This window comes from Enterococcus sp. MSG3299 (genome assembly GCF_050555765.1).
GTDB lineage: Bacteria > Bacillota > Bacilli > Lactobacillales > Enterococcaceae > Enterococcus > Enterococcus faecalis.
The window spans coordinates 771,270-790,069 of the sequence record NZ_CP187869.1 but is presented as its reverse complement, the minus strand read 5'-3'; the positions used below and the strand labels follow the sequence as shown (position 1 = coordinate 790,069).

Sequence of the window (18,800 nt, the reverse complement as noted above, 5' to 3'; positions counted from 1 at the left end):
GACACATAAAATGAAGTATGTGCGGTGGGTGATTTATTTTTTTACATCCCTTGCAAAAGCATTCAGAAAGTTTTCTTACAACTTGAATATTATTAAATAGTCAAATGCGCCTTTTTCTGATAAACTTAGGATGATGTTTTTTTGAAAGGATGAGCCCCTATGACACCAAATCGCGAAGACTATTTAAAATTAATTTTTGAATTAGGTGGCGACGAAGTTAAAGTGAATAATAAACAAATTGTTTCTGGACTCGATGTTTCGGCAGCTTCGGTTAGTGAGATGATTTCAAAGTTAGTAAAAGAAGATTTGGTTGAGCATTCTCCTTATCAAGGGGTACAATTAACTGAAAAAGGCTTAAAAAAAGCGAGTACGTTAATTCGCAAACACCGAATCTGGGAAGTCTTTTTAGTAGAGCACTTAAATTACACTTGGAATGATGTGCACGAAGAGGCAGAAGTTTTAGAACATGTTACTTCACAGACGCTTGTGAACCGTTTAGCGGATTATTTAAATCATCCAGAATTTTGTCCACACGGTGGTGTTATTCCCGAAGATAATCAACCCATTCATGAGGAGAAACGCCAAACGTTAACAGACTACCCTGTTGGCACAAAAATTCGGATTGCACGTGTCTTAGACGAAAAAGAATTACTGGATTATTTAGTTTCCATTGATTTAAATATTCAAGAAGAATATACGATTAAAGAAATTGCTGCATATGAAGGACCGATCACCATTTATAATGAAAACAAAGAATTATCCGTCAGCTTTAAAGCAGCAAACACAATTTTTGTTGAGCCGTTGATTAGAGAAAGTGAGGAAAACTAATGAATGAAAAAGTAGCATTATTTACTATTTTCGGGGGGACAGGTGATCTTGCCAAACGCAAATTGTATCCTTCCCTGTTCCGCTTATATAAAAAAGGATTATTAGCTGAGCGTTTTGCGGTGATTGGTACCGCACGTCGGGAATGGACAGACGAATACTATCGTGAAATCGTTCGTGAAACCATTCAAGACTTAAATCCCACGGCCGAAGAGGCGACTGAATTTTCTAGTCATTTCTATTACCAATCACATAATGTGAATGATACGGAACATTATAATACCTTAAAAGAATTATCTGATCGCCTAAATGAACAATACCACTTAGAAGGCAATCACGTTTACTATTTAGCTATGGCCCCTCAATTCTTTGGAACCATTGTTAATCACTTGAAATCACAACATATTATTTCGGAAGAAGGCTTTGATCGTCTAATTATCGAAAAGCCATTTGGTTCTGATTATGAATCTGCCTACGAATTAAATGAAGAAATTCGTGCTGCATTTCCTGAACAAGATATTTTCCGAATTGACCATTACTTAGGCAAAGAAATGATCCAAAATATTTCAGCCATTCGTTTTGCCAATAATATTTTTGAATCACAATGGAACAATCGTTACATTGATAATGTCCAAATCACCTTCGCTGAAAGCTTAGGTGTCGAGGATCGTGGCGGCTATTATGACCACAGTGGCGCACTAAAAGATATGGTTCAAAATCATATTTTACAAGTCGTTGCATTGCTTTCTATGGAGCCTCCTGTTGCCTTTTCTGAAAAAGAAATTCGGACTGAAAAAGTAAAAGCTTTACGTGCCATCCGCCTTTATTCTGAAGAAGAAGCCCTTCAAAATTTCGTGCGTGGACAATACGGCGAAGGTCAGCTAGCTGATCAAACATTTGCAGCCTATCGTGATGAACCGAATGTGGCAGAAACTTCATCCACTGAAACTTTTGTTGCTGGTAAATTTTTAATTGATAATTTCCGTTGGTCTGGCGTCCCTTTCTATGTTCGCACAGGTAAACGATTAACTGAAAAAGGTACACGCATTAACATCGTCTTTAAACAAGTACCTATTAATGTCTTCAAAGATGATACGTGTGAAGAATGCGATAAAACCGATTTACCACCGAATGTTTTAACTATCTATATCCAACCAACTGAAGGATTTTCATTAACCTTAAATGGAAAAGAAATCGGTCAAGGGTTTAATACAACTCCAGTGAAACTTGATTTCCGTCAAAGTGCTGAAATGACTGAAAATAGTCCAGAAGCATATGAAAAACTTCTATTAGACTGCCTAAATGGCGATAGTACAAACTTCTCTCATTGGGACGAAGTTGCCCAATCTTGGCGCATTGTTGACATTATTCGACATGCTTGGGATAAAACAGACGTTTCTTTCCCTAATTATGCCGCTGGCACAATGGGCCCGCAAGCTGCCTTCGACTTATTAGAAAAAGATGGCTTTACTTGGGAATGGCAACCAGATAACTGGTACCGTGACCGCGGGCAACTTGAGCAATAAATAAGCCAAAAAAGATCCGCTAGTTAACGACTAGCGGATCTTTTTTCTTGTTTATTCGAATCCTTCAGCAACCGCTTCTGGATAATTTTCTTCAACAATGTGTGCGCAACGGCCACAAAGTGTTGGTAATTTTTCATCTGAGCCGACATCTTGACGAACGGAACGACAACGGTCACACGTTTCGCCTTCTGCTTTTTCAACTAAAATAGCCATGTCTTCAAATTGAACAGCTTCACTAGGTGCTACTTCTTTTGATACTTCAAAGTCGGAAACAATTAGTAATTGAGCAATATCTGCATCAACAGCTGTCATTAATTGACGAATTTGTTCATTTGGATAAACGGTCACTTTAGCTTCTAACGATTTACCGATTAATTTAGAATGACGAGCTTCTTCCAACGCTTTTAAGACATTGTCACGGAAATCCATAAAGGCTGCCCATGTATCCATCAATTCTTCTTCATTAGTAAACGTTTCGTAACCTGGGAATTCAGCTAATTGCACATACTCTTCTTCTTCTTGTAAGAAACTCCAAATTTCTTCCGCTGTATGTGGAATAATTGGTGTCAATAATTTTGTTAATGAAACCAATGTTTGATAGAAAACAGTCTGCATACAACGACGTTGATAATCGTTTTCAGCTTCAATATAAACGACATCTTTCGCAAAGTCTAAATAGAAAGAAGATAAATCTACCGTTAAGAAGTTCATAACTGTCCGATAAATATGCATAAAATTATATTTTTCATAACCATTTTCACGGATTTCTTGAATGACTTGATTTAAACGAACCGTCATGTATTTATCTACAGAACGTAAATCAGCATAAGCTACAGTATGCTCAGCTGGATTAAAATCACTCGTATTCGCTAACAAGAAACGCATAGTATTACGGATTTTCCGGTACACTTCAGATACTTGGTTTAAGATATCCATTGAGACACGCACATCAGCTTCCGCGTCAACACTACTTACCCACAAGCGTAAGATATCTGCCCCCATTTGGTTAATAACTTTTTCAGGTAAGATGGTATTGCCTAACGATTTACTCATCTTACGTCCTTCGCCATCGAGAACCATCCCTTGAGAAATAATTGATTTATAAGGCGCTACTCCATTGATAGCGACACTTGTTGTAATACTTGAGTTAAACCAACCACGATATTGGTCAGAACCTTCTAAATACATATCTGCTGGGAAAGTTAACTCTTCTCTTTCTCGTAAAACTCCTTCATGTGAAGAACCTGAGTCAAACCAAACGTCCATGATATCTGTTTCTTTGGTAAACTCGCCATTTGGTGAACCTGGATGTGTAAAGCCTGCTGGTAGTAACTCTTTTGCTTCACGCATAAACCAGATATTTGATCCATGTTCTGCAAATAAATTCGCTACATGTTCAATTGTTTCTGGCGTAATGATGGCTTCCCCATTTTCAGCATAGAAGATCGGTAATGGTACACCCCACGCTCTTTGGCGAGAAATTACCCAATCACCACGGTCACGAATCATATTATACAAACGTGTTTTTCCCCAAGGAATTAGCCAGTCAACTTTCTCAACTTCATCTAAAATATCTTGACGGAATTTAGAGATTGAAGCAAACCATTGTGGCGTTGCACGGTAGATAACTGGTTTTTTGGTACGCCAGTCATGTGGATAACTATGCGTAAAGAAATCTAATTTTAATAACGCGCCTTTTTCTTCTAATAACTCAGTAATCATTGGATTCGCTTTGTCATAGAAAATTCCTTCAAAACCAGGTGCTTCATCTGTAAAGACCCCACGGCTGTCAACAGGAGAAATAACAGGTAAATCATATTTACGGCTAACAATATAGTCATCTTCCCCATGTCCTGGTGCGGTATGAACTAAGCCAGTCCCGGCATCTAGCGTCACGTGGTCGCCTAGCATAACAAGTGATGTTCGATCATAGAATGGATGTTGAGCTGTCATACGATCTAATTTTTCACCAGAAAATTCTCGCAAGACTTCTACTTCTTCCCAACCAATCGCTTCTTTAACTGTTGCTAATAAATCTTTAGCAATTACAAATTTACGACCGTCTGCCTTCACTTCAACATACGTAAAATCAGGATTAACTGAAATACCTAAGTTGGCTGGTAATGTCCAAGGAGTTGTCGTCCAGATTACAAAGGCTGTCTCGTTATCTAAAAGACCTTTACCATCGACCACATTAAAAGCTACGTAAATAGAAGGTGATTTTACATCTTTGTATTCAATTTCTGCTTCTGCTAAAGAAGATTCACTTGAAGGAGACCAATAAATTGGTTTTAAGCCTTTATAAATATAGCCTTTTTCTGCCATCTTACCAAAAACACGAATTTCTGCTGCTTCATACTCTGGATCTAACGTAATGTATGGATGTTCCCAATCGCCTGACACACCTAAACGTTTAAAATCGTTACGTTGTTTATCGACTTGTGATAAGGCATACTCTTTACATTTTTCGCGATACTCAGCGACAGTCATTTCTTTACGTTTAACCCCTTTATTGGTTAACACTTGCTCAATTGGTAAACCATGGGTATCCCAACCAGGCACATAAGGAGAACGGAAACCAGACATTGATTTTGAACGAATAATAATATCTTTACTGATTTTATTCAAAGAATGTCCTAAATGAATATTTCCGTTTGCATACGGAGGGCCATCATGTAAAACAAAGGTTGGTTTTCCTTCGTTTAATTTTTGACGTTGTTCATATAAGCCTTTTTCTTCCCAGTCTTTTTGCCATTCTGCTTCACGGTTTGGCAAGTTCCCACGCATTGGAAAAGCTGTTTTTCCTAATTGCAATGTTTCTTTCATTTTCATATGCATTTGCCTCGCTTTCATTTTATCGATTTAATTGTGTTAGTTCATACTAAAGATGAACGATAGCTGATAAAAGTAGATAAAAAAAGAGTACTCCATCCCAAGGGACGAAGTACTCGTGTTACCACCCAAATTCAAAGTAGAGTTGCCCCTACTTTCTCTGAAATTGATAACGGTAATTATCCGGCAGTTCCTACTCAAGTGTTCAGAACTGCATCTAGGATAGAGGATCTGTTTAATGCCAGTGTCTGTCAAACTTTCACTATCATTGACTCGCTGCTAAGAATAAACATTAAACGTTCTGTTCTATCTATTTTGATTCTTCTTCAATTGTTTCTTCAGTGACTTCAATTACAGGCTTTTTTTCTACTACAGCATCTGTGTTCTCTTCAGAGTTTACAACAGTTTCATTTTCGTTGTCAAGGTCTTGTTCATCAAGAATTTCCTTAACTGCTGTATGTTTGTCTCCGACATAACTAGAAAAAGGCTTTAAAATCTCTTCCCACTCTTCACTCTTTACTTGCTCTAATTGAGTTTCAAGCATTAAGCTTAAGCGTTGATGGAAGACACGTGTTTTCTTCTTCAAGTCTTCTGTTTCCCCAGCTAATTGACGGGCACGTTCAATTGCTTCTGCTAAGATTTGTGTTGATTTCGCTTCAGCATCTGCAATCATTGCATTTGATTTACGTTCAGCTTCTACCAAGGTTTCTTTGGCTTGGTTATCTGCCGAAGTGATAATCATTTCTGATTCTTTATTGGCACTTGATTTCACTTTATCAGCGGTATCTTGTGCAACAATAATTGATTGGTTCAATGCATCTTTTAATTCATTGAAGTATTGTAATTTTTCTTCTGCGTGTTTTAATGATTTCTCAAGTTCACGATTTTTTTGTAATGCATCTTCATAATCACGTGTGACTTGATCTAAAAAGTCATCTACATCGTCTTGGTTATAGCCTCTCATTTTTGTTGAGAAGTCTTTGTTTTGAATATCTAATGGAGTTAATGCCATATTCCTTCACCTCTTTGGATTATTTTTGTAAAACCCCTTATGAACACATTCTCATACTAATCCTGAAATAGCAAATATCTTACTTTTTTTATTATACACAACTTCGTCTGAATGAACAGCCAAAATGGTTTTCTTAAACAAAAGTTCGAGATTATTTTCTCAATACCCCTAAGAGGACACGAAATTTTTCTTTCTTTGTTTTTCCTTCTAATTCTTGAATCTGAAGGCGCCCAAATCCCCGTATCGAAACAATATCTAATAAGTCTAAAGCAAAATCTGGTCGTGTCGTTTCTGTCCAATTGACTTTTACTTTACCAGATTCGATCAATTGTTTTGATCGCTGCCTTGAAATATTAAATACGGCGGAAATCACACTATCCAGCCGCAAAGAGCTCATAGTCGTTCGCTCTTCCTGCCAACCATCCTTCGGTATCAAAATTTGTGTATAATCACGCTCTTCTAAACGAACAGTAATTTTACCAATTTTGTCGACTTGGTTAACAACGAAGCCAGCTACTTCTTGTGCTATAAAAACCTGCCACTTATCACCATCGGAAATAATATCTCCAAAGGCTTCCCTACGAACCCCAACATTCATCAAGGTGCCTAAAATTTTCCCATGAGATAATGTCGCAAATTTAGATGGATAAATAATTTCAAATAATACAACACCAAAATCTGTCTCTTCTGGTATGTAATACGCTGGATAAATCAAGCAGCGTTTTCGTTCTGCTTGCTCATAACCACCATAAAAAGTAAACGATAAATCACTGTTTTGTCGAATCAACGTTTCCAAAATATACGCCTGTCTAGGATCAAGAAAGTCTGTCAAATAAGGCGCGTATTGCATCTCCACTTGCTCTAGCCAATCCCCGACAGTGTCAATAAAAGGATGTTCATCTTTGCGGAAATGTTGATACACATTTGCGTTCATAGATAAATCATCCTTTCTAAAAGTTATTAATAAACAATAGCTCGTAAAATGACTGCTAAGCCACCCGCTGCTAGGTTAAGGACAATAATCCCTACCATTACGTTAAATCCAACCATTCCAATCCTTAAATTCAAACGGTCAAACAAACTTAAGTATGGTTCACAAATTCTAGAGAGCAAACGCCCGAAAGCAGAATCATATGCTCCTGGAAACCATGAAAGTAGCGCGTAAATCACTAGTAATCCTGAATAGATTTGAACGCCTTTGTATAATAGAGTAATCAGTGTTGCGATAATAACACCTCCCTAAGGCTTAGAAATCAAAGAATTGTTTGTTGGCTAAAGATTGTGCTGTCGCACTATCAATTTCCATATTCGCTGGTGTGCATAAGAAGATTTCATTGCCAACGCGCTGAATATCTCCGTCTAAAGCATACACAGTACCAGTTAAGAAATCAACGATGCGTCGTGCTTGGTCTTCTTCTACTAATGTAAAATTAACTAGCACAGCTTCTTCAGCAAATAAATGTTTCGCAATGCTCATTGCTTCTGAATACACACGTGGTTCAATAATAGTAATTTTATGTGTTTTTGCATTGGCGGTGCTTTCTTGTGCTCGTCTTGTATTCGTAGTCGCTGATTGATTAGAACTACGCATAGAAACCACTTTTTTCTCTGTGTAAGCAGCTTGTTGTGTGTCTCTTTCTTGATGCGCTTCAGCAGAACGATAGCGTGCAGAAGTTTTTTCAACTACAGGCTCACTTTGTTGTGTATAAGCTGGCTGACTGTAACTTTCCTGTTGTTGAACAGGGCGTTGTGGTTTAGGCCGAGCTGCACGACGCGGTGGTTCATTAACTGCTTTGCGCTCTTCATATTCTTCGTAGTTATCATAATAATCATCTTCTTCGCCAGATAAGCCAAAAAAGCTCGATAACGCATCCTTGTTAAAAATTGACATAAATTCCTCTCCTTTACGCATCTCTGAATAACGCTGTTCCGATTCGTATAAAAGTTGCACCTTCTTCAACTGCGATTGGGAAATCGTTACTCATTCCCATGCTAAGTTCTGTACAAGGAGCAAAAGATAAATGTTTCTCATTTACGGTCATTTGCAGCTCTTTTAATTCTCTAAATGTTGCATGTAATACTTCTTCACTTGCCCCAAAAGGTGCCATAGTCATTAGACCGACGATTTGAATTTTGTCCAAATCAGCAAGTTCTTGAATGAAAGGTAAGACGTCTTCTTTACGAAAGCCGTGCTTGCTTTCTTCCCCAGTTATATTCACTTCAACAAAACAACGAATAACTTTCGTTGCTCTTTTTTGAATTTCTTTGGCTAGACTCAGACTATCTAATGCATGAAAATAATCTATCTCATTAATAATTAATTTTACCTTCCTACGTTGTAAATTACCAATTAAATGCCACTGAATATCATTAAATTTTTCCAATCCAGCTTTCTTTTCTAGTAACTTATCTACTCGGTTTTCAGCTAAATTCTGGACACCAAGCTGAACAAGCTCTGCTGCTTCCTCAATTCCTACTGATTTAGTGACGCCAATCATTGTCACATCAGCAACAGAGCGCTGTGAGCTTTTGCATGCTAGCTGAAGTTGATTATTAATATTTGTTAAGTTTTCAGCTATCATTTCTAATCGATGCTCCTTATCGTTTTCTGCGGAAAAATGGTGGCGTACTTAATTCGTCATCATTGTGATTTGGTTCTTCACGGTGGAATGTGTCAAATTCTTTTTTGTCTACTTGTTCTAATGAAGATTCATCAACTTTTGGACGTGTATTTTGTTCTCTGCGAATATCCCAATCGCCAAAAGCACTTGCTTCTTCTTGTGATTTTGGTTGATCCATTTCCACAGATTGAGTTGTTTGTTGCATTGGTTGAACCGCTTGTCTTGTTTGACGGTGCGGTTTTCTATCCTTTTTTGATTCATCAATACCTGTAGCGATTACTGTTACACGAATTTCGTCGCCTAAATCTTCATTGATTGATGTACCTAGGATGATGTTCACATCACCTGAAGCAGCATTTGTAACGATATCTGAAGCATCTTGCGCTTCAAACAAGGTCATATCTAAGCCACCAGTAATGTTTAATAAGACTTGTTCCGCACCATCGATTGATGTTTCTAACAATGGTGAAGAAATAGCTTTTTTCGTTGCTTCAATTACGCGTTCTTCGCCGCTCGCTACACCAATTCCCATTAAAGCTGTTCCTTGGTTTTCCATCACTGTTTTCACGTCAGCAAAGTCCAAGTTTACGTAACCTGGCGCAGTGATTAAATCTGAAATTCCTTGAACACCTTGACGTAATACATTATCAGCTTCTCTAAATGCTTCAAGCATTGGCGTTTTCTTGTCAACGACTTCTAATAAGCGGTTGTTTGAGATAATTAGTAGTGTATCAACGTTTTCTTTTAATAAGGCAATTCCTTCAGCGGCAAAACGACCACGTTTTGGACCTTCAAAACTAAATGGACGAGTTACTACACCAACTGTTAAAGCGCCTAATTCTTTAGCGATTTTTGCAACTACTGGGGCAGCACCTGTACCAGTTCCGCCACCCATACCAGCAGTAATGAAAATCATATCCGCGCCTTGTAATGATTCTGAAATCACTTGTTCACTTTCTTCTGCAGCTTTTTGGCCAACTTCAGGTTGTGAACCGGCACCTAAACCACGAGTGTATTTAGGGCCTAATTGAATCACTGTTTCTGCTTTTGAATGTTTTAATGCTTGAACGTCTGTATTGGCTGTGATAAATTCCACGCCTTTAACGTTTTCTTCGATCATACGGTTTACAGCGTTTCCGCCGCCGCCACCTACACCGATAACTTTAATGACTGCACCGTTGTTAATGTTATTGTCTAATGAAAATTCCATGATATCGTATCCTCCTGTTTGTGTGATTAGTCGAAAATGTTCGAGAAGAAGTCTTTGATTTTGCCTGTCACTTTTTCACCAGACTCACGTTCGTTGAATTCTTCGTATTCTTCTTGAGGCTGTTCAGCATATGTGTCATAGCGAACTTCTTGTTGGACAGCGACTGATTGTGCTGGTTTCGATTTTTCACCAGGGATTGCATATTTGGCAATGTGATAAATATCGTTTAGTTGCGCTGAATATTCCACAATGCTAATGACATTAGCAAAGACTGGGTTACGTAAGCCCATGTGATTTGGTACGTATAGTTTTACGTTGGCTTCAAAAATTTCTTGCGCCAAATCGACAATACCTGGCATACTAGCGGCGCCACCAGTTAACACAACGCCTCCAGGTAATTCAAACGCATCAATTTCATCCAGAACTTCTTTTGATTTTCTCAAAATTTGTTCCACACGCGCTTCAATAATTTCTGAAAGGTAACGTTCGTCCACTCTTACAGGCTCTGACTTACCGATAACATCAACAGGAAACTCTTCGTTTGCTGAAGTTCTTTCTGGATAAGCATCCCCATAATTAATTTTTAAGGCTTCGGCGTTGTTAAAAGAAGTATTCAATACGATTGAGATATCTTTCGTGATGAACTCGCCGCCTTCTTGGTTAACATGAGTAAATTTCAATTGTTTGTCGTGGATAACAGATGTCGTTGTTTGACCGCCACCCATATCAATGACAATTGTTCCAAAGTCTTTTTCGCCATCTGTTAAAATTGTTTCCGTTAAAGCAAGCGGTGTAATCACTAATTCGTTAATTCCTAAGCCAGCTTTTTCAACACATTTACGGATGTTATGGATGATTGTTTTTGGTCCAGTATAGACAACGCCAAACATCTCCATGCGAACGCCAAGCATTCCACGTGGGTCTTTGATGCCTTCAAAGCCGTCGACGGTAAAGTCTTGCGGTAAGATTGCAACAATTTGACGTTCAGGAGGAGTTGAACGAACCAAAGCTGCAGATGCGACGTTGCGCACATCCTCATCTGTAATTTCTTTTGATTCACTGCTAACAGCTATCATTCCTTGACAGCTTTCTACTTCTAATAAATTCGCTGGTAATCCAACATTTACGCTTTTAATTTGAATGCCGGCTTTTTCTTCGGCTTGTCGAACGGCCCGTTGGATTGCTTGAACTGTTTGATCAATATCGACGACAATCCCTCGATTCAAACCGTCTGATTTTGCATTTCCAACGCCGATGATGTTCATTTGACCTTCAATATATTCAGCGACAACTACTTTGACAGAAGTTGTACCAATATCGAGGCCTACATACATTCCTGTTTTTGCCATGAACGGAATTCCTCCTCCTATTAATTCCAATATCTAAGCGGACAAAGGCGTCCGTTTAACTATCTCTTTTTTAGTATTATTCACTTCTTCCAATTTTACCATAAAAATGGGGGTTTTAGAAAGCAGATTATACGAATTTGTTCGTTAATTTTTGAAACATTTTTGTAAAAAACTTATTCTGCTTGTTGCACTTCTTGATTTTCTCCATTTGTAGGCGTACCGTTATTCGCTTCATCCGTTGCTACGCCTGCATTTTGGTCCTCAACTTCTTGATTTTCAACCGCTGAATCTTCGGAAACTTCACTGCCCGTTTCTTCACTTTCTTTTTCATACGGATAAGAAAAAATGCCGACTTCCATATCAACGATTCCAGGTTTGTCCATTTGCTCGGCTACTTGTGAATAATAAGCCATTTTTTCACTTAAATCAGAAATATTAACAATCACTCGATTTCCATCATTCATATAGACATTAATCAAGTCTTTATTAGTTTTTGATGGTGCATATTTAATTTCTGAAATTCCTTGTTTAATTTCTTGAGGTAATTTGTTGTAAGAGGCCATTAATTCAGGGATTAATTTATCCTCTTTGAAATTCTCAAAAATTGGTTTGCCACTTTCAGCAGCCTTGGTGGTTTCCGCCAAAGTTTTACCATTCTCTAAAATCGGATGATAGCCGCCTTTAGTCGCAGCAAGAGCGACAATTTGATACTCTTGAATATCAATTTTAAATGAATTAATACCATTTAACTTAATGTTCGCCTTTTTTATAATTGGAAACTTTTTCTGAATATTTGCAGAAAAATAATTTCTATTTGAATACTGCTCCCATAAGCCACTGCCCGTTTCAAGTTTTGACTGCTGAATAATTGCTTGGCTCTCCACACTTTTGTTACCTGAAACTGTTACTTCACTCAATCGACTAAGAGGCGAAACAAAATACAATGCCACTAAAATGGCTGTCCCTAAACAAGTTAAAATAAAGGCTAAACGCCTGTATAAGCGCTTGTTCCGTGTTTTCTTAACGTTCGGTAAACGATCTGCAAAATGCTCCTCTTCTTCCACTGTTTCTTGTGGAAGATGTTGTTGAGGCTCTTCTTGACTTTGTTCTTGTAAAGTGATGGTGACTTCTGCTTGTTCGTTTTCACCTTTTAAAGCAGCTTCTTCCGCTTGCTTCTTCAAATATTCTTGGTTTTGTTTTTGCCAAGGTGTCAGTTCAGGTTGAGACTCTTCCGATTTTTTTGGAGGTAATGGTTTTCTTTTTTTGAATATATCGTTCTCGTTACTAATCTTCCACACCTCCTATCTCAGACTAACGTTTTCACAACTTGATACAAACGATCACTTGCATCTGGGATGCCTTCCCCTTTGGACGCCGTTGCCATCTGTTGTCTTTTTTCATTGTTTAATAAAATATCATCTATTGCCGCAACTAAACGAGCGCCGGTCAATTCTGCATCTGGAATCATTTCAACAGCACCAACTTTTACTAAGCTTTGCGCGTTTTTCGTTTGATGATCATTCGTGACGTAAGGACTCGGAATTAAAATTGCTGGTAATCCTAATGCGGTGAACTCCGCAATTGAGGTTGCTCCTGCACGTCCCACCATTAAATCGGTATTAGCCATCACTTCAACCATTTTATCAATATACGGTTGCACACTTATGTTTGTCAATTTCTTTTCAGAAAGCTTTAGACTTTCTTGAAGTTCCTGATAATATCTTTCTCCTGAAGCGTATAAAACTTGATACTCTCTCTCTTCAAACAAAGGAAAGGCCTGTTCAAACGCTTGATTGATTTTCAAGGCACCACGACTTCCGCCAAATAAAACCACCGTTTTCTTTGCTGGATCCAAGCCAAACTCTGATAAAATAGCTGACTTTTCCACCGTTACGACTTCTTGTCCCCGCGGGTTCCCTGTTAAAATTGTTTTTTCTTTCGGGAAAAAACTAGCGACATCCGGAAAACAAATCGCAATTTTATCCACATAACGACTTAAAAATTTATTTGTCATTCCAGGGATACTATTTTGTTCATGAATAATTGTCGGTATTTTTAATTGGTGGGCCGCATAAACTACTGCACCAGAAACATAACCGCCTGTACCAATGACCACATCTGGTTGAAATTCACGAATAATTTTTTTTGCTTTATTAATGCTTGTTAAAAATAAATAAATTGTTTTAAAATTTTGAGGACTTAGCGAACGCTTGAATCCTTGAATTTTAATCGTTTTAAATGGAATTTTCGCCTTTGGCACAATTTGACTTTCTAGACCATTTTCTGTTCCCACATACAAGAATTCTGTTGCAGGTGCTTCTTTTTTGACGTGTTCGACGAAGGATAACGCAGGATAGATATGCCCACCTGTGCCACCACCAGTTACTAGTATCTTCATTTTCTCACATTTCACTTTCTTTTAATTGTTGAACAGCTTGCATAAAGGCTTCCCCGCGTACTTCGAAATTCGGGTATTGATCCCAACTTGCGCAAGCAGGTGATAGTAAAATAGTATCATCTTTTTCCGAATAATCAAAGGCAATGGTAACCGCCGTTTGAACATTTTCAGCAAATAAAATTGTTTCAATGTTCGCTTTTTTAGCAGCTTCCGCCAATTTTTCTTTGGTTTCTCCAAACAAAACAATTGCTTTGAGTCCCAACAGGGCAGGAACCAATTCATCAAATGAGTTACCGCGATCCAAGCCACCCGCAAGTAAAAGTAGCTTTTGGTTGTCAAACCCACTTAACGCCATCTCTGTAGCTAAAATATTGGTTGCTTTTGAATCGTTATAAAAACGTCTTTGCTGAACTTCGCCAACAAATTGCGTTCGATGGGGAACGCCTGAAAAGTTTGTCAAAGTTTGTCTAATCTGAGCATTCGATACATTTTTTAATTTAGCTACACAAATCGCTGCGAGTGCATTTTCAATATTGTGACTGCCAGGAATCCCTAGCTCATCGGCGGGCATAATATATTCTTCATTGAAATATAATTTCCCATCTAAAAGATAAGCCCCTTCTACTGCTTCTTTCGTTGAAAAAGGCAATACGTTGGCAGCTGTGGTTTTGGCTAACGTTTGAAGCTCTACTTGATTCCAATTTAAAATCAAGGTGTCCTCTGCGGTCATGTTTTTTTGAATGGCCCATTTTGCAGCAACATATTCTTTCCGCGAACCATGATAATCCAAGTGTGCTTCAAAAATATTTGTAATTACTGCAATTTGTGGGTGAAACGTCTCAATTCCCATTAACTGAAAACTAGAAAGTTCCATCACAAGATCATCCTTGGCTGTTACTTCTTGAGCCACCGTACTCGCTGGAAAACCAATATTTCCCGCCAAACGTGCCTCACCAGCCGTTCTGTCAGCGTTTAGCAATAAACCAATCATCGTGGTCGTGGTTGTTTTGCCATTGGTGCCCGTAATGCCGACAATTGGACATTCGGCAATTTGACCTGCTAATTCCACCTCAGTTATGATAGGAATTTTCCGAGTTAGTGCTTCTGCCACAAGTGGATTTGTATAAGGAATACCAGGATTTTTAACGATTAGTTCAAATTCTTCATCCAACAATTCAATTGGATGCCCCCCTGTAACAACACGAATACCCAAGGTTAATAAATCTTGGGCGTCAGGGTTTTGATCAAATTGTTTTGCGTCATTAACGGTAACGAGCGCACCTAACTCATGTAAGAGTTTCGCTGCGCTGACACCACTTTTAGCTAGTCCTAAAACCAACACTTTTTTGTTTTGATAGGTTGTTATTTTTTTCATTGTCAATTTCCCCTTTGATAGATTAGAAAAGAATCCATAATGTGATTCCTGAACAGATTAAACCGACAGACCAAAAGACAAAATCAATTTTCCATTCAGACCAACCACACATTTCAAAATGGTGATGAATTGGTGACATTTTAAAAATCCGTCGACCAAATAATTTAAATGAAGCAACTTGTAAAATAACACTTGCTGTTTCACAAACGTAGACAAGTCCAATTAAAAGTAGCGTCCATTCTTGATGCAAAATAATTGAAATTGCTGCTAACAATCCACCTAATGCTAATGAACCAACATCACCCATGAAGATTTTTGCTGGTTTTCTATTATAAGGGAAAAAGCCAATCAGCCCACCAATCACACTTAGGCAGATAATCACAACATCAAATTGTTGTTGTTTCCAGGCAATAATTGCATAAGTACCAAATGAAATTGTTCCTAAACCAGCAACTAAGCCATCAATCCCATCTGTCAAATTCACGGCATTAGAAAAACCGACTAACCAAAAAATAATAAACACGCCATAAAAAATACCTAACGGAACTTCTGCTACTCCAAACAAATCTAAGGTGTCTGAAAATCCTTCACTTCGATAAACAAAGTAGAAAACCAACCCACCAAAAATTTGGCCAATTAATTTTTGACGAGAATTCAAGCCCATGTTCCGTTTTTTAAAGACTTTAATGAAATCATCTAAATAACCTAGCAAACCGTATAATACTAAAATAAATAGAATAATTAGTAGAGACGGCGTAAATTGGTGGAAAAACAACCCCATTGCTAATGAAGTAATCAAGCTGGCTACAAGGAAAACGACTCCCCCCATTGTAGGGGTACCTGTTTTCACGCTATGCCAAGTCGGGCCATCTTCACGAGTAACCTGCCCTTGTTTTTTCATTTGAAAATAGCCAATGAATAGTGGCATTACGCTCACTGTAATGGCAAAACTCACCACTATGGGAATAAAAATCTGTGTCCACTCCATGTTATCTCTCCTAATTATTCTACGTTATTATTCTGTGCCTTCTAAAGTCACGGTTAATTTTTTCTCCGTAATTTCAGTTTCAGCAGCGATACTTTGTTTCGTCACATAGCCTTCACCTTTAAACTCGACAGTCAAACCTAATAGATCGCCAAACTTGGTAACATCGCTCTTCGACCAGCCGGTTAAATCAGGCATATAGTTCGTTCCATTTGTGATCAAAATCAATTTCTGATTAGGCATTAATGTTTGACCAGACGGTGTTGATTGTTTCTTGATTTTTTCACCATCACCGATAATCACAGGATCCACCCCGTTCACTTTGGCATTGGCCAACGCTTCCACTGGTGTCATGTTTTTATAATCAGCAACTGTGACTTTATCAGAAGCTACTTTCGTTGTTTCCGGATCTGTCTCTTTAATGTCTAACGCTAATTTCATTAATGGGTTTGCAATTGCCGCCATTGCTTCTGAAGGCGAACCTGATTTTGCTTGTCTAAGTGTAATATACAAAACATATTCAGGATTATCCGCTGGGACCATTTCCACTACAGAAGACAAGACTTGACTTGCTCCATCAACGTACCCTTTACCATCTGAAATCTGGGCAGTTCCTGTTTTGGCAGCAACATGATAGCCTGGTACTTTATAAATATCATACGCAATCCCGTAAGTCGGGTCTTCAACAGTATCAATCATGTACGTACGAATCTGTTGAGCTGTTTGCGCTTTGATTGGGGTTCCTACGATTTGTGGTTCCGTAATCGTTTCTTTTCCTGTATTTTTGTCAACAATTTTGCTGATGTAATGAGGTTGCAACATTGAACCGTCATTTGCAATAGCTGAGAAACCTTTCATCATTTGGAAATTAGTAACTGTAATCCCTTGACCAAAAGCTGAATTGGCCCGATCAACAATATTATTATCTGGAAGTTTCCCGGTATGTTCTGACGTTAAACCTGAATGCGTGCTTGAACCAAACCCAAATTTTTTCAAATATTCGACCCACTTGTCGCCACCCATTCGTTGTTCCAAGTTCACCATTCCGATATTACTAGACCAAGAAATAGCTTGACGATAAGTTAAAGACGTTTTGTCTTTTAAATTGCCGACATCATGGTCGTTAATTGGGATACCTCCAATAGTGATACCACCTACGCGGTTAAATGATTCATTTGGATTAAAGACCCCTTGCTCGATGGCCGCCGCCGACGTAAATAATTTAAGCGTTGAGCCAGGTTCATACGGACTTTCAACTAATAGGTTCTGCCACGTGCCATTATTGTCTAATCCTTGTTTCGTTTCAGGATTAAATGTTGGCCGTTGAGACATGGCAACAATTTCGCCTGTTTTTGCTTCCATTAACATGGCAGTCATAGAAACTGGTTCATATTTTTCATTAACTTGCGTCATTAAATCTTCTAAGGTATTTTGCAAGCGACTATCTAGCGTTGTGTAAATATCTTGACCATCCACTGCTTTTTTCTCTTCCGCCACAGTTCCTGGTAAGGCATTACCGTAAATATCTTTTTCAAAATACACACGGCCATCGGTTCCACTTAAAATATCATTATAGGCCTGTTCTAGTCCCATCGCGCCTACTAAGCCTTCTTTATCATCATCTGGATTGGCTGCTTTTGTATAGCCAATAAAGTGAGAAGCAAACTGCCCATTGGGATATAATCTGGCTGGATGTTCATTGAAATAAACGCCTGAGATTTTTTTCTTTTTCAAATCTGCTTCAATTTTTTGGCGTGTTTCCAAGGTAATATTTTGACCACCCGTACCAAACTCCACTTGATATTGTGTTGACCCATCTTCATGAATCCCATTATTCAAGTATTTCAATGCTGTTTTTTTGTCTAGTTTGGTATATTTCGCTAAAATTTCAGCAATATCATCGAAGTCTTTTTTCTCCGCATATAGCTTTTCATTATTTTGTCCCGTATATTTTTTTGATAATACGACATATAACGAATAGGAAGTAGCATCTTCTGCGATTGGATTACCATATCGATCTAAAATTGATCCTCGCTTAGCTTTTACCACTTGGCTTCCTTCATATAGAGAAGCTGTTTTTTCCTTTAGTGATACACCGGCTACTTTGCCTGTTGCCACAATGTATGTCGTTCTAAAGGCAAATAAAAAGAACAATCCAATACTCGTAGCGAATAAAATGATGCCTACTTTTTTACGATTGTTCATCGGATTTAAGTTTTTCTTTTTCATGAATTGTTTAAATTTATGTCTTTTACTCATTATTTAACAGTCCTAACATTGTCGCCGTTATTTTCTAGTCCTTGTTTTTTAGCGACATCTTTGATTCGATCTGATTTAGAAAGTTCGCTTCTTTCTTGTTCCAATTTCAAAGCGTTATCTTCCTTTTCTTTAATGACTGCTTGTGTTTCTGTAATATCGTTCATGGTTTGGACAATTGTCGTTCTTACTTGAATTGTCGCAATTGCAATACCAATCGTTGCACAAACTAATACAACACCGATTAATTTTTCTAGTAAAGAGACATTTTTTAGTTTCTTTTTGGGTAATAGAGTGGGGACAGGTAGTGTTTCCTCTTGCATTTTTCTGTCTTGCTCTGTTGCCACAGTTGGCTGATCCATTTCTGGTGCTTCATAATGGAAATCATTTACTTTCTTCAATTCAGCCATG

Annotated in this window: 16 protein-coding genes; 2 read left to right on the top strand and 14 right to left on the bottom strand. The window is 38.1% G+C overall.

Annotated elements, in window-relative coordinates; translation table 11 throughout:
* The first annotated feature begins 159 nt into the window (after positions 1 to 159).
* Both IGL23_RS03955 and zwf read left to right on the top strand, forming a co-directional pair.
* Positions 160 to 828: a metal-dependent transcriptional regulator gene (locus IGL23_RS03955; protein ID WP_002358896.1), complete on the top strand. Its 669-nt coding sequence runs from the start codon at positions 160 to 162 to the stop codon at positions 826 to 828.
* Positions 828 to 2,351 carry a glucose-6-phosphate dehydrogenase gene (gene zwf / locus IGL23_RS03950; RefSeq protein WP_002358895.1) on the top strand — a complete coding sequence of 508 codons (1,524 nt, stop codon included), beginning with the start codon at positions 828 to 830 and terminating at the stop codon, positions 2,349 to 2,351. The genes IGL23_RS03955 and zwf overlap by 1 nt, the downstream gene beginning before the upstream one ends.
* A gap of 51 nt (positions 2,352 to 2,402) precedes the next feature.
* Here zwf and ileS read toward each other — a convergent pair whose 3' ends face one another.
* The 14 genes from ileS to ftsL form a co-directional block, all read right to left on the bottom strand.
* Entirely contained in the window at positions 2,403 to 5,183 is a 2,781-nt protein-coding gene (ileS, locus tag IGL23_RS03945) for an isoleucine--tRNA ligase (protein WP_010713806.1), read from the bottom strand.
* A 310-nt stretch (positions 5,184 to 5,493) separates the two neighbouring features.
* Positions 5,494 to 6,195 (bottom strand): cell division protein DivIVA, encoded by a 702-nt coding sequence (gene divIVA / locus IGL23_RS03940; protein WP_002355904.1) that lies wholly within the window; start codon positions 6,193 to 6,195, stop codon positions 5,494 to 5,496.
* 151 nt (positions 6,196 to 6,346) lie between these two features.
* Complete coding sequence (locus IGL23_RS03935) at positions 6,347 to 7,129, bottom strand: RNA-binding protein (protein ID WP_002355903.1); 783 nt, start codon at positions 7,127 to 7,129, stop codon at positions 6,347 to 6,349.
* 26 nt (positions 7,130 to 7,155) lie between these two features.
* A complete protein-coding gene (locus IGL23_RS03930) occupies positions 7,156 to 7,413 on the bottom strand; it encodes a YggT family protein (protein WP_002355902.1) in 258 nt (85 codons plus the stop codon).
* 28 nt (positions 7,414 to 7,441) lie between these two features.
* Positions 7,442 to 8,086 carry a cell division protein SepF gene (locus tag IGL23_RS03925; RefSeq protein WP_033595184.1) on the bottom strand — a complete coding sequence of 215 codons (645 nt, stop codon included), beginning with the start codon at positions 8,084 to 8,086 and terminating at the stop codon, positions 7,442 to 7,444.
* Between the two features lie 13 nt (positions 8,087 to 8,099).
* Entirely contained in the window at positions 8,100 to 8,777 is a 678-nt protein-coding gene (locus tag IGL23_RS03920) for a YggS family pyridoxal phosphate-dependent enzyme (RefSeq protein ID WP_002358890.1), read from the bottom strand.
* Positions 8,778 to 8,793: 16 nt separating this feature from the next.
* Positions 8,794 to 10,026, bottom strand: a complete 1,233-nt coding sequence (ftsZ, locus tag IGL23_RS03915; RefSeq protein WP_002355899.1) for a cell division protein FtsZ — start codon at positions 10,024 to 10,026, stop codon at positions 8,794 to 8,796.
* Between the two features lie 26 nt (positions 10,027 to 10,052).
* Positions 10,053 to 11,375, bottom strand: coding sequence for a cell division protein FtsA (gene ftsA, locus IGL23_RS03910; RefSeq protein WP_002355898.1), 1,323 nt, complete (start codon positions 11,373 to 11,375; stop codon positions 10,053 to 10,055).
* Positions 11,376 to 11,548: 173 nt separating this feature from the next.
* Positions 11,549 to 12,673: a cell division protein FtsQ/DivIB gene (locus tag IGL23_RS03905; RefSeq protein ID WP_033595182.1), complete on the bottom strand. Its 1,125-nt coding sequence runs from the start codon at positions 12,671 to 12,673 to the stop codon at positions 11,549 to 11,551.
* Between the two features lie 8 nt (positions 12,674 to 12,681).
* On the bottom strand, positions 12,682 to 13,773 hold the full coding sequence (gene murG, locus IGL23_RS03900; RefSeq protein WP_002355896.1) for an undecaprenyldiphospho-muramoylpentapeptide beta-N-acetylglucosaminyltransferase: 1,092 nt from the start codon (positions 13,771 to 13,773) through the stop codon (positions 12,682 to 12,684).
* Between the two features lie 4 nt (positions 13,774 to 13,777).
* On the bottom strand, positions 13,778 to 15,148 hold the full coding sequence (gene murD, locus IGL23_RS03895) for a UDP-N-acetylmuramoyl-L-alanine--D-glutamate ligase (RefSeq protein ID WP_033595180.1): 1,371 nt from the start codon (positions 15,146 to 15,148) through the stop codon (positions 13,778 to 13,780).
* Positions 15,149 to 15,170: 22 nt separating this feature from the next.
* A complete protein-coding gene (mraY, locus tag IGL23_RS03890; RefSeq protein WP_002355894.1) occupies positions 15,171 to 16,136 on the bottom strand; it encodes a phospho-N-acetylmuramoyl-pentapeptide-transferase in 966 nt (321 codons plus the stop codon).
* A 27-nt stretch (positions 16,137 to 16,163) separates the two neighbouring features.
* A complete protein-coding gene (locus IGL23_RS03885) occupies positions 16,164 to 18,392 on the bottom strand; it encodes a penicillin-binding protein (RefSeq protein ID WP_033595178.1) in 2,229 nt (742 codons plus the stop codon).
* On the bottom strand, positions 18,392 to 18,799 hold the full coding sequence (ftsL, locus tag IGL23_RS03880; RefSeq protein ID WP_002358883.1) for a cell division protein FtsL: 408 nt from the start codon (positions 18,797 to 18,799) through the stop codon (positions 18,392 to 18,394). The genes IGL23_RS03885 and ftsL overlap by 1 nt, the downstream gene beginning before the upstream one ends.
* Position 18,800 lies beyond the last annotated feature (1 nt).